Below are 11,810 nucleotides of genomic sequence, written 5' to 3' on the forward strand. Positions count from 1 at the left end.
TCTGGTCCGGGGTGCTCTGGTCTGCGGTGCTCACGGGATGAAGTTCACCCCCGACACCTTCATCACGCCGTCGTCGTGGCGGTTGACCGTCACGCGGACGCGGTACTGGCGGTCCTGGTCCTCGTCGGCTTTGGGGTTACCGATGGTCTGGTCGATGGCCATGATCACCTCGGCCCTGTCCGGATAGGAGTGTTCGACGGCCGCGGCGGACACCGTGCCGTCGGCCACGACGTTGGTGGTGGTCACCACGTCCTCGTACGAGTCGCGGCGGGGGGCGAACTGCTCGGAGAAGTCGCCCTCGATCAGACCGACGATCTCGTCGACGTCCTCGGACAGGGTCTCCTGCCTGATGGTCATGAGCTTGGTCATGACCGTCGTGGCGAAGTCCCGGTAGGAGGCGTCGAGCTCGGCGGCGGAGGCGCGGTCGGCGCGGACGGACGCGGCACCGGTCCGCTCGCTGACCCACAGTCCGGTCGCGACGATCGCCGCCACGAGGCAGACGGCCGCGATCACCGCGGCCACGGTCAGCCCGGTCCTCCCGTCTCCGGGGCTCTGGTCAGGCTGTGCCACTAGGTCACTCCGTTCGTCAGGATGTCAGCCAGGTCGGCATCGGCGGCCAGTCGACTGTCCGTGCCGAGGTTCAGCTGACGATACGTCTTGCCGTCCGCACCGAAGTACTCCCCCGTGTCGGAGTCGTACACGGCGGCGGAGGTGGTGATCTCCGGCTCCCCGGTGTTGCCCGACGGCACCACGTTGTAGGCGTTGGGATTGTTCCCGGGGGGCCCGACCTCGCTCGTGTCCGGCGGGTTGATGCCCTCGGGCACGTAGTTGTCGGCGCGACATTCCTCCGGGGAGGCCCCGCGGCGGCCCGGGAACTCCATGCACGGCAGGTTGCGGGCGCCGCGCACGGTGGTCTGGGAGTCCTTGGGGACCTTGCAGTAGATGCCGTTGATGAGCGGCGGTACCGACAGGTCTGCCGGGGAGCGCCGCTGTTCGGCGGGCAGGAACCCGGTGGTGCACGGCGGGGTCTCGTTGATCTGCAGGTTGAAGTCGACCTTGATCTCGCCGGTGTCCTTGGCGCCGTTGATCGCGGTGATCAGCGCCGACACCAGCGCCGGGTAGATCACGAGCAGCTGCTCGATCGCCGGGTTGTAGACCACACCCACCTCGCCGACGCTGACCAGGTTGGCCACGAGGACCGGCATGGTGGGTTGCAGCTCGTTGAGGACCTTCGTGGCCCGGCCCAGGGCGTCGGGGCCGCGCTGGATGAGCGAGGTGAGCTGTGGCTCGTTCTCGCGCAGCTGGTCGGTGATGTCGGCCATGTTGGACGTCCAGGCCCGGATCGCGTCGGAGGAGCGCAGCTGTGAGTCCAGCACGGGCTCCGCGTCGGCGATCAGTTGTCGGGTGACGCCCGAGTTCCGCTGGGCCTCCTCCAGCAGGAGCTGGGCGGAGTCGAGGAACTGCTGCAGGTCGCGGGCCGAGCCGTTGAACGCGTCGAACGACTCGGAGATGACGCGACGCATCTTGGCGTCGTCGATCGAGGCCATGAGCACGGTGGCCTGGTCCAGGACCGGGCCGATGCTCTGCGGCATGTCGACACGGTCCTCGCCGATCACGGTGCCGTCGGACATCCGGCCCTCCGGGGTCCCGTCGGGGACGAACTCGACGTACTGCTCGCCGACCGCCGACACACTGCGGATCTCGGCACGGACGTTCTCCGGCACGTCGGCACGCGAGTCGAAGTGGAGCTCGGCCACGACCTTCCCGGGCTTGAGCGTCACCGAGTCGACCCGGCCGATGGTGCTGCCGAGGTAGGAGACGTTGGCGTTCTGATAGAGGCCGCCGGTGTCGGGCATCTCGAGCGCCACGTCGGTGCGCTGCCAGCCGAGTGCCCGGGGCACCTGCAGGTAGACGATCGACATGATCGCCAGCGCAAGGACCGTGACCACGGAGAAGATCGTCAGCTGGATTTTCACTAGCCGCGTCATCGGGGGGCCTCCTCGGTCGGGTCGGCAGGTCCTGTCGGGGCCTCGCCGCCGGTCCCCGTGGCGCCGCCGCCGCCCTCGCCCGGGGCGGCATCCCCCGCTCCGGCTCCGTCCGCTGCTCCGGCGCCGGGGTCGACCATGGCGAAGGGGTCGGTGGCCGCCGGGTCGGTCGGTGCGACATCCAGGGAGAACGGGTCGGGACTGACCATCGACCCCGGGGCCAGGCCCACGTAACCCTCGAGGCCGGCCATGCGGTTGCCGAACTCCGTGCCCAGCAGCAGGGTCTCGGCCAGTCGCGGCATCGTGGCGTCGGCGTGGATGTACAGGTTGGCGTAGTCCCCGCGCAGGAAGTTGTCGATACCGGCCTGCGGGAAGGGGAAGGTGATGAGCGAACTCATCACGCGGGTGAGGTCGCGGCCGGAGTTCGCCAAACCCTCGAGCACCGGGGCGAGGTCGCGGAGGTTGTCCGCGAGGTTCTTCCCGCCGCCGGCGTCGATGATCTGGTTGGCCTTGTTGCCGAAGTCGCCGAGCGAGACCAGTGCGGTGGTGAGTTCCTGCTTCTGGTCGTTGATCAGGGACACCGCCTCGGGCATCTGCGCCAGTGCCTTGGCGAGGGTGTCGTTCTGCTCGTCGATCTGCCGCGACAGACGGTCGAGCCCCTCCATCGCCGCGATGATGTCCGCCCGCTGGTCGTCGAGGCCGCTCACGGTGGTCTCCAACTGGTTGATGACCTCCTTGGCGTCCAGCTCGCGGCCGTCCAACGCGGCGTTGAACTCCTGCGCGATGGTCTCGAACTGGGCCAGACCACCGTCGGTGAGCACCACGGACAGGGCGGACAGTGTCTGCTCGGTGGTGGGGTAGACGCCAGCCCGCTCGATCGGGATCACGTCGCCGGCTTCCAGCGTCCCCTCCGCACCACCGTCCGGCGGCGGGAACAACTCGAGGTGCTGGGAGCCCAACAGGCTGGTCTGCCCGATCTTTGCGTGCGCGTTGGCGGGCAGCCGGACGTCCCCGTTGAGGGACACGGTGACGATCGCCGTGTAGTCCTCGACCCGCATCGAACTGATCGAGCCGACGTTGACGTCGTTGACGCGCACTGGGGAGTTGCGCGTGATGGTGGTGACGTTGGGCATCTCGATCGTCACCTCGTACGCGCCGTCCCCGTTGCCCTCGGCTCCGGGGAGCGGCAACGAGTTGAGCCCGTCCCACGCGCAACCGGCACCGGTGAGCAACACCGCGCTTCCCAGTGCTGCCGCACCGAGGATCCGCCGACGCAGGCCCCGTGGGTCTTTACTCGCCGCGCTCATCACGCACCTCCCGTCACGAGCAGGGTGTCGGTCAGGTTGTCGCCCTTGTTGACCACGTTGACCAACGGGTCGGGACGCGCGGACGGCGGCTGCACGCCCGGCGGGGTCTGGGTACCCGGCTTCTGCAGCTCCCAGATCTGGTGCGGCTCGGCGGTCGGGGTGATGGGCGGGGCCACCGTGCCGTACGGGTAGTTGGAGGTCAGCGAGTTGAACAGCGGCCCCATGTACTGGGCGCACAGTTCGGCGTCCGACTCCGAGGTGTTGTTGGCCAGTCCGGCGATCGCACCGCAGATGAAGTTGGTCGGGTTGGCCATCTGGTTCATCGACAGCACGCCGTTGAGCACGCCCTGGTAGGGGCGGTAGATGTTGTAGAAGTTCGCCATGGCGGTGGGGCCGACGTGCAGCATGCCCTCGAGGTCCGCCCGGCGATCGCGGACGACCTCCGTGGCCCGGCCGAGTTTGTCGACGTTCACCGCGAGCCGGTCGCCGTTGTTCTCGAGGAAGCGGTTGATGTCCATCACCGCGAGGTCGAGATCCCGCAGTGCGGCGTCGATGCCCTCCGTCTGGTTGCCCAGGACCTCGGAGACGCTGGCGAGCCGGCCGCCGAAGGAGACGATCTGTTCCTCGCTCTGGGACAGGGCGGTGACGAACAACTGCAGGTTCTTGAGCGTGGTGAAGAGGTTCTCCCGACCGTCGGACATGATCGACATGGTGTGGGAGACCTCGGCGAGCGCGTCGCGGATCTCGTGGCCGTTGCCCTCGAACATGGCGTCGGCCGAGTCGACGAACTCGCCCAGCGGTCCCGTCGTCTCGCCCTGCGCCGGGCTGAGCGCGGTGGACAGCTTCATGAGCTGCTCCTTGACGCCGTCCCACTCGACGGGCACCGCGGTCCGCTCCGCGGGGATGGTGCCGCCGTCCGCCAGCTCCTCCCCTCCCGTGTACGCCGGGGTGAGCTGGATGAAGCGCTCGGCGACGAGCGACTGCGCCACGAGCAGCGCGTTGGCGTCCTCGGGAACCGGGACGTCGTGGTCCACCTTCATGGTGACCTTGGACAATCCGTCCTCGGTGGTGATGTCGGTGATCTTCCCGACCCGGACGCCGAGCACGCGGACGGTGTCGTCCTCGTAGACGCCCTGGGTTGACGGGAAGAACGCGGTGATGGTCTTGGTGCGTGCGGAGAGGAACCACACGGCGCCGGCGATGAGCGCCACCACGGCGACCAGTGCGACCACCTTGGAGGCGGTGCCGGGCAGGAATCGGTTCATCGCGGCAACCTCTTCTCGCCCCAGCCGGGGAACTCGTCCATGGTCGTCAGGCCCGGGTACCCCGGCAGTGTGGGTTCGGTGACCAGCCCCGGCTCGGGCTGGACGCGGTCGTCGATCAGCGGCATGAGGTCCCGCAGGAGGGACTGCTGGTATTGGCCCAACGACAGGTTGGACACGTAGGCGTTGAACCACGGCCCGGAGGCGACGGCCTCGGACAGCGCGGTGGAGAACGGCACGATCCGGCGAAGGCCCAGGTCGATGTCGTCCTTGTTGCGGATCAGCAGGTCGGTCACGTTCTCGAGTTTGTCGAGCGCCGGCCCGATCTGGGCCTCGTTGTCCTGCACCAGCCCGGACAGCTGCCGGGCCAGCTCATCGATGTTGGTGATGAGCTCGCTCAGCGCGCGCTTGCGCATGTCGAGGGCGATGAACAGGGTGTTGCCGTCGACCATCAGCTGGTTGATCTGTTCGCTGCGTTGGCCCAGTACGTCGGTCGACGAGGCCGCTTTGTCGAGGAGTTCGCGGACCGCCTGGTCGCGTTCGTTGAGCGAGCGTGACAGCCGGGTGATCCCGTCGATGGCTCCGCGGACCTCCGGCGAGGAGTCCTCCATGGTCTCGGCCAGCACGTCGAGTGCGTCCTGTACCGAGTCGGTGTCCATGCCCTCGACGGTGTCGCTGAGGTCGCCGAGCGCCGCGGTCAGGGAGTAGGGCACGGAGGTGCGCTCGAGGGGGATCGTGCGGTCCTCCAGCGTGCCGCGACCGTCGGAGTACACGCCGAGGGCGCGGCGGCCGAGGATGGAGTCGGTCTTGATCTGGGCCGAGGTGTCGGCGCCGAGTTCGACGTCGGTGTCGATGTCGAAACGCACGCGCACCTTGTCGCCGTCGAGCTCGATCCCCCGGACCGTGCCGACCTGCATACCGGCCACCTGCACCTCGTCGCCGGTGCTGAGCCCGGCGGCGTCGGCGACGTAGACGGTGGCACCGTGGGTGCCGTTGATGTACGGGATGCGGTCGTAGTTCAGCGAGATCCCCATGAGGGCCACCACCCCGACCGCTCCCCAGATCCCGATCACCTTGGGATCGCGGTCGCGGAACCGGAGCTGTCCGCGGGGCGCCTTGGGCGGCGCGCCGTCATTGTTCTTCTTACTCATCGGGGAACGAACACCGTCCCGTCGTCTGCTCGTACTGCGGAAGGTATAGCGGCTGGCCGGTGGCCGGGTTGGTGATCTCGACGATCACACCGCACAGGTAGAACTGGAAGAAGCTGCCGTACACGCCGAGTCGGCCCATCTTCTCGAAGTCCGACGGCAGGCGGTTCATCACGTTCTCGACGAACTCCTCGTCCTCGTTGATGAGGGTCGCCACGCGATCGATCTGCGCGATGTCCTCCTTGAGGGAGGGGCGCACGTCGGCCAGCAGGGTGGTCATGTTGGCGCTCGTGTCGTTGAGCCGGCTGACCGACTCCGCGAGCGGCTCCGAGTTGGCGGCCAGCCCGGAGACGAGCTGCTGCAGGTCGTCGACGATCGAGTCGACGTTCTCGTGGTTGTCGGCCACCGTGGTGAGCACCGAGTTGAGGTTGGTGATCACGTCCCCGATCAGCTGGTCGCGGTCGGCGAGGGCCTGGGTCAGCGACGACGTCGTGGCGAGCAGGTCCTGGACGGTCCCGGACTCCCCCTGGAACACCTTGACGATCGACTCGGAGAGCTGGTTGACCTGGGCCGGGTCCAGTGCCCGGAACAGCGGCCGGAACCCACCGAGCAGGGCGTCCAGGTCGAGCGCCGGAGCGGTCTGCGCCAGGGGCAGGGTCCCACCGGGCTCGAGTGGGGCCTGGTCCCCCTCCCCTCGCTTGAGCTCGAGGTAGCGGTCGCCGGTGAGGTTCTCGTACCGGACCACCGCCTCGGTGCTCTGGTGGACCACCTGGTCACCCGCGACGGAGAAACGGACCCGGGCGGTGTTCTCCTCGGCCAGGTCGACCTTGCTGACCTGGCCCACCTCGACGCCGGCGATCCGGACCTTGTCCCCGGACTCGAGCCCCGAGACGTCCGCGAAGTGGGCGTTGTAGCGCTCGAAGTCGCCCGACCGGTACTCGCTGAACACCACGACCAGTCCGGCCAGCACCAGGGCCATCACCGCGGTGAAGATCCCGAGCTTGACGGTGGTCGCCCGCATCTCGCGCGCTCCTGCGCGCCCGGTGCTCACGGGGTCTCCTGGTCCATGCCGAGCATGACCTGCAGCAGGGTCGGAGGTGCAGGTTGGCCGGGCTCGGTGGGCTTCAGCGGGCCGAAGAGCGGCCCCGGGCGCGAGGTAAACACGTCGGGCATGCCCTCCACGGGATTGGAGCCGGTGTCGGTGACGACGAACGGCGCGTGGACATCCGGGTCCGGGAACGGCAGTCCGTAGCAGCGCGGCCCGGTGCTCGCGTTCACCTTGGGCAGGTCCTTGGGGTACTCGTACGCACGCGCGCCCTGCTGGAAGCCGGCCTTGAACACCAGGCCGGGCTGGTCCTTGCCACCGAACGCCGAGGTGGCTCCCTCGACGCCCTGGTTGAGGCCGACGATCAGACAGGTGAGCATGGGCGAGTACTCCCCGAGCAGGCTGGCCGAGGCACGCAGGTCGGACAGTGCCTTGACCAACTCGTCGCCGTTCTCCGACAGGAGCCGCTTACCGGTCTCGCCGGTGCCGATCGCCGAGACGAGCAGCTGCTCGAAACGGGCCTGGTTGTTGACGATGTTCGCGCCGACATCGGTGCCGGAGTCGAGCATCCGCATGAGGTCCGGGGTGACGTCCGCGTAGAGGTTCGCCACGCGTGAGCCCTTGGCCAGATCGCGCTGGAGCGTCTCGATCTGCGGGTTGATCTCCTCCAGGTAGGCGTTCAGGTCGGTGATCGTCTGGCCGACCTGTTCGCCTCGTCCGTCGACCGCACCCGAGATCGCGCCGAGCGTGGCGTTGAGCTTCTCCGGCTCGATCGCGATGAGCAGGTCCGACAGGTCCTGGAACAGGGTGTTGACCTCGGTGGTGACGTTGGTGGCCTCGACGATGGCGCCGGCCTGCAGTGTGGTGGCGTCCGGTGTGGCGGGCGCGCCGAAGTCGACGGACTTGGCGCCGAACACGGTGTTGGAGCCGATCGAGACCGGGGAGTTCGCGGGGATGGCCTCGAGCGCGGAAGGATCCACCTCGAGATCCAGGGTCGCGCCGTCGAACTCCTGCGTGATCCGGGTGACGTTGCCGATCTCCACGCCGCGCGAGCGGACCTTGGCGTCTTCCTCCATCACCAGTCCCGCGCGGTCACTTCGCACCGTGATCGGGACGCGACTGTCAAATGCCCGGACGAACAGGAGCAGGGACAGCGCGACCACCACGACGATGAACAACGCCAGGCCCGCGGCCGCGATGCGCTTGGGCACCGTGTCGCTCTGGCTCACCGTCCTCGCCATATCGTCTCTCCTATCCAGACAGGTTGAAGTTGCCGTCTCCGCCGTAGATCGCGAGCGAGACGAGAAGGGTTACCGTCACCACGGCGATGAGCGACGTGCGCACCGCGTTGCCCACGGCCGCGCCGACACCGGCGGGGCCGCCTGCCGCGTTGTACCCGTGGTAGGTGTGGATGAGCATGATCGTGATGGCCATGGCGATGGCCTGGACGAACGACCAGAGGATGTCCGTCGGAATGAGGAACGTCGAGAAGTAATGGTCGTAGACGCCTCCGGACTGACCGTAGATCTCGACCGTCGCGAAGCGGCTCGCCAGGAACGAGGCGATAACCGCGAGCGAGTACAGCGGGATCACCGCGATCATCCCGGCGACGATGCGCGTGGACACCAGGTAGGTCACCGAATCGATGGCCATGACCTCGAGCGCGTCGATCTCCTCGGAGACACGCATGGCACCCAGCTGGGCGGTGGCGCCGGCGCCGATGGTGGCCGCCAGACCGATGCCGGCGATCACCGGCGCGGCGATACGGACGTTGATGAACGCGGCGAAGAAGCCGGTGAGCGCCTCCACGCCGACATCCGTCAGCGAGGAGAAGCCCTGCACGGCGATGACGCCGCCTGTGGCCAGGGTGAGGAAGGCGACGATGACGACCGTGCCGCCGATCATCGCGAGCGCACCGGTTCCCATGGCGATCTCGGCGATGAGCCGCAGCGTCTCCTTGGGGTACTGGGTCAGCGCGCGGGGCGTGGCCGCCAGCGCGCGCCAGAAGAACAGGGCGTGATCGCCGAAGTTGTCGAACCCGCCGATCGCCCGATGGCGAGCACGCGACAGGCGCGGGAACCGCGTGGTCTCTATCACCGCCATGTCACGCTCCCAGAACCTTGACGCCGACGGCGGTGATGACCGTGTTGACCACGAACAGGCACATGAAGGCAAAGACCACGGTCTCGTTCACCGCGTTGCCGACCTCTTTCGGCCCGCCGCGGACGTAGAGCCCCTTGTAGCAAGCGACGAGGCCGGCCAACATGCCGAAGACGCCGGCTTTGACCTGGGCCAGGACGAGTTCACCCAGCCCGGTCAGCAGCGTGATGCCGTTGACGAACGCGCCGGGGTTGACGCCCTGGAGGAGGACGGAGAACAGGAAGCCGCCGAGGATGCCGATCGTGCACACCAGGCCGTTGAGCAGGAGCGCGACGAACGTCGAGGCGGCCACGCGCGGAACGACGAGACGCTTGACCGGGTCGATGCCCAGCACCTCCATCGCGTCGATCTCCTCGCGGATGGTGCGGGCACCGAGGTCGGCACAGATCGCGGTGGCCCCGGCCCCCGCGACGATGAGCACGGTGACCATGGGTCCGACCTGGGTGACCGCACCGAGCGCGGCGCCGGCGCCCGAGAGGTCGGCCGCACCGATCTCCCGCAGCAGGATGTTGAGCGTGAAGCTCACAAGGACGGTGAACGGGATCGCCACGAGGATCGTGGCCATCATCGATACGCGGGCGATGAACCACGACTGGTCGATGAACTCGCGCCCCTGGCGGACGATCGACGGGAACGCGACGAAGGTGTCGAGCGTCATCGCGAAAAAGTCGCCGACTCCCCTGAGTGGCTTGTCGAGAACATTCGCCATGACGCCCCCCCTCCTACCTTTCATCCCCCGGACCACAGGTCTCGATCAAGTCACGCGACGGTGACCACACGGTGTGATCGCGGTAACAGACTAGCTAGAACACGTTCTACCCCGCAAGGGCTTCCTCGGCACCCCCGGAGCGGACCCCTTGCATTATGTGGACGGAATCTAACATGTGCCCCACCCATCACAGCGACCCCTGGCGTGAACTCATATAAACACGTCAGGGGCCACCTGTCGGGGTCATAGCTTCATGATCTCCGCGGCCGAGAAGGACTTGCCCTCCGCGCGCCCTGACCAGTGCCCCGACACAGCATCAGCGAACGCGCGACGATCCCAGACGCCCCCTGAAGCGTCGAACCGCTTCTCCACGACCGGGGCCTCGACGAGCGCCACCATTCCGCCATATACCACGAACAGCTGCCCCGACACCCCCGCCGCCGCCGGCGACGCGAGGTAGGAGACCAGGTCGGCCACGCGGTCCGGGGACAGCGGGTCCGGCCCCTGGGACTCGTCCCACGCCTCGAAGACCGCCTCGGTCATGCCGGTACGCCCCCGGGGGGCGATGGCGTTGGCCGTACAGCCGATGCGTCCGAGAACGCGCGCCGCCGAGAGCGTGAGCGCCGTGATGCCGGCCTTGGCCGCGCCGTAGTTGGCCTGACCGGGAGGGCCGAAGAGCCCTGCCTCGGACGACGTGTTGATGAGGCGGCCGTAGATCGGCGCGCTGCCCTCGGTGCGCTTCTTGTCCTCCGCGCGCCAGTGGGCGGCGGCGTTGCGGGTGAGCAGGAAGTGTCCACGCAGGTGGACCTTGACCACCGCGTCGAAGTCGTCGTCGGACATGTTGAAGAGCATCTTGTCGCGGGTGATACCCGCATTGTTGACGACGACGTGCAGGCCGCCCAGCTTGATGGCCTCCGCCATCATCGCGTCGGCGGTCTCCCGCTCGGAGACGTCGCCCACGACGAGAGCCGCCTTGGCTCCCGCGGCCTCGATATCCGCAATAACCGCATCCGTGGCCTCGGAGGCCCGGATGTCGTTGATCACGACAGCGGCCGCGCCCGACCGGGCCAGCTCAACGGCTTCCGAGGCCCCCAGGCCCGAGCCGGAGCCGGTGACCACGGCCACCCGGCCGTCGAGGGACAGATCCTGATCGAGCATTCCGCGTTTCTCCTCCACACTCACTCGACGGCCTTGAGCGCCGCCATCGGGCATTTCTCCACAGCCTTGAGGGCCCGCTTCTGGAGCTCCTCGGGCACCTCGTCCACGATGACGCGAACGATCTCGTCGTCGTCGTTCAACTCGAAGACCTTGGGCGCGAGGCCCACGCACACGGCCTGCCCCTCGCAGCGGTCGGGATCCACTTCAATCCGCATACCAGTTCTCCTTGGTCGGTCCAGCGGGCACGGCGCCCCCGGGGCTGGGTCGATTCTATGTGAGCCGGGACACTAGAACGTGTTCCTACTCGAGCATGAGTGTAAGTCACCGGCCACGGTCGGGCCGCACCCGCGCCGAGCCCCGCCATCCGGCGCCCCACGGTGTTAGCGTGATCCGCATAACTGGAACACGTTCCAACAGCGACGACGAGCATAGGGACCCATGGACATCACCTACACCCCCGATCAGCAACGGCTGCGCGGCGAGTTGCGAGAGTATTTCTCGGCACTGATGACCCCCGAGCGGCGCGAGGCGTTCACCTCGACCACCGGCGAGTACGGCCACGGCAACGCCTACCGCGAGATCGTGGCCGAGATGGGCCGCGACGGCTGGCTGACCCTGGGTTGGCCCGAGGAGTTCGGCGGCAGGAACCGCCCGATGATCGAGCAGCTCATCTTCACCGACGAGGCCGCCATCGCCGGTGTCCCGGTCCCGTTCCTCACCATCAACTCCGTCGCGCCGACCATCATGGCGTTCGGCTCCGAGGAGCAGAAGAATTATTTCCTGCCGCGCATCAGCCGCGGTGAGCTGCACTTCGGCATCGGCTACTCCGAGCCCGACTCCGGTACCGACCTGGCGTCGCTGCGCACTCGCGCGGTCCGCGAGGCCGGCACCGGCGAGTACGAGGGCCAGGACGTCTACCGCATCAACGGCCAGAAGATGTGGACCTCGCTCGTGGCGTACGCGGACTGGATCTGGCTCGCGGCCCGCACCGATCCGGACGCCAAGCGCCACAAGGGCATCTCGATGATCCTCGTGC

At 67.8% G+C, this 11,810-nt stretch carries 12 protein-coding genes; 1 reads left to right on the top strand and 11 read right to left on the bottom strand.

Annotation, left to right across the window (positions count from 1 at the left end; translation table 11 throughout):
- Positions 1-30: 30 nt before the first annotated feature.
- The 11 genes from G6016_RS04110 to G6016_RS04160 all read right to left on the bottom strand — a co-directional run bounded on the left by G6016_RS04110 (position 31) and on the right by G6016_RS04160 (position 10,989).
- Positions 31-570 carry an Rv1363c family protein gene (locus G6016_RS04110; protein WP_182631431.1) on the bottom strand — a complete coding sequence of 180 codons (540 nt, stop codon included), beginning with the start codon at positions 568-570 and terminating at the stop codon, positions 31-33.
- Positions 570-1,988: an MCE family protein gene (locus G6016_RS04115; protein WP_182631432.1), complete on the bottom strand. Its 1,419-nt coding sequence runs from the start codon at positions 1,986-1,988 to the stop codon at positions 570-572. Before G6016_RS04115 ends, G6016_RS04110 begins: the two co-directional genes overlap by 1 nt.
- Positions 1,985-3,292 (bottom strand): MCE family protein, encoded by a 1,308-nt coding sequence (locus G6016_RS04120; RefSeq protein WP_182631433.1) that lies wholly within the window; start codon positions 3,290-3,292, stop codon positions 1,985-1,987. Before G6016_RS04120 ends, G6016_RS04115 begins: the two co-directional genes overlap by 4 nt.
- Complete coding sequence (locus G6016_RS04125) at positions 3,292-4,557, bottom strand: MCE family protein (protein ID WP_182631434.1); 1,266 nt, start codon at positions 4,555-4,557, stop codon at positions 3,292-3,294. The genes G6016_RS04120 and G6016_RS04125 overlap by 1 nt, the downstream gene beginning before the upstream one ends.
- Complete coding sequence (locus G6016_RS04130; RefSeq protein WP_182631435.1) at positions 4,554-5,705, bottom strand: MCE family protein; 1,152 nt, start codon at positions 5,703-5,705, stop codon at positions 4,554-4,556. Before G6016_RS04130 ends, G6016_RS04125 begins: the two co-directional genes overlap by 4 nt.
- Positions 5,698-6,753: an MCE family protein gene (locus G6016_RS04135; RefSeq protein WP_338403508.1), complete on the bottom strand. Its 1,056-nt coding sequence runs from the start codon at positions 6,751-6,753 to the stop codon at positions 5,698-5,700. Before G6016_RS04135 ends, G6016_RS04130 begins: the two co-directional genes overlap by 8 nt.
- Positions 6,750-7,988: an MCE family protein gene (locus tag G6016_RS04140; RefSeq protein ID WP_182631436.1), complete on the bottom strand. Its 1,239-nt coding sequence runs from the start codon at positions 7,986-7,988 to the stop codon at positions 6,750-6,752. The genes G6016_RS04135 and G6016_RS04140 overlap by 4 nt, the downstream gene beginning before the upstream one ends.
- Positions 7,989-7,998: 10 nt before the next feature.
- Complete coding sequence (locus G6016_RS04145) at positions 7,999-8,850, bottom strand: MlaE family ABC transporter permease (RefSeq protein ID WP_182631437.1); 852 nt, start codon at positions 8,848-8,850, stop codon at positions 7,999-8,001.
- 1 nt (position 8,851) lies between these two features.
- On the bottom strand, positions 8,852-9,616 hold the full coding sequence (locus G6016_RS04150) for an MlaE family ABC transporter permease (protein ID WP_182631438.1): 765 nt from the start codon (positions 9,614-9,616) through the stop codon (positions 8,852-8,854).
- A gap of 243 nt (positions 9,617-9,859) precedes the next feature.
- A complete protein-coding gene (locus G6016_RS04155; RefSeq protein WP_182631439.1) occupies positions 9,860-10,774 on the bottom strand; it encodes a 3-oxoacyl-ACP reductase in 915 nt (304 codons plus the stop codon).
- Between the two features lie 20 nt (positions 10,775-10,794).
- Entirely contained in the window at positions 10,795-10,989 is a 195-nt protein-coding gene (locus G6016_RS04160; RefSeq protein ID WP_182631440.1) for a ferredoxin, read from the bottom strand.
- A gap of 223 nt (positions 10,990-11,212) precedes the next feature.
- On the opposite strand from G6016_RS04160, the gene G6016_RS04165 reads away from it, so the two are divergent.
- Positions 11,213-11,810, top strand: a 598-nt coding sequence (locus tag G6016_RS04165; RefSeq protein WP_182631441.1) for an acyl-CoA dehydrogenase family protein, incomplete at its 3' end; no start/stop codon positions are given.

The organism is Dietzia aerolata, from assembly GCF_014144865.1.
GTDB classification, from domain to species: Bacteria; Actinomycetota; Actinomycetes; order Mycobacteriales; family Mycobacteriaceae; genus Dietzia; species Dietzia aerolata.

Coding starts and splice junctions, on each gene's coding strand:
- G6016_RS04115 (WP_182631432.1), bottom strand. CDS start 1,988: ATGACGCGGCTAGTGAAAATCCAGCTGACGATCTTCTCCGTGGTCACG.
- G6016_RS04120 (WP_182631433.1), bottom strand. CDS start 3,292: ATGAGCGCGGCGAGTAAAGACCCACGGGGCCTGCGTCGGCGGATCCTC.
- G6016_RS04125 (WP_182631434.1), bottom strand. CDS start 4,557: ATGAACCGATTCCTGCCCGGCACCGCCTCCAAGGTGGTCGCACTGGTC.
- G6016_RS04130 (WP_182631435.1), bottom strand. CDS start 5,705: ATGAGTAAGAAGAACAATGACGGCGCGCCGCCCAAGGCGCCCCGCGGA.
- G6016_RS04140 (WP_182631436.1), bottom strand. CDS start 7,988: ATGGCGAGGACGGTGAGCCAGAGCGACACGGTGCCCAAGCGCATCGCG.
- G6016_RS04145 (WP_182631437.1), bottom strand. CDS start 8,850: ATGGCGGTGATAGAGACCACGCGGTTCCCGCGCCTGTCGCGTGCTCGC.
- G6016_RS04150 (WP_182631438.1), bottom strand. CDS start 9,616: ATGGCGAATGTTCTCGACAAGCCACTCAGGGGAGTCGGCGACTTTTTC.
- G6016_RS04155 (WP_182631439.1), bottom strand. CDS start 10,774: ATGCTCGATCAGGATCTGTCCCTCGACGGCCGGGTGGCCGTGGTCACC.
- G6016_RS04160 (WP_182631440.1), bottom strand. CDS start 10,989: ATGCGGATTGAAGTGGATCCCGACCGCTGCGAGGGGCAGGCCGTGTGC.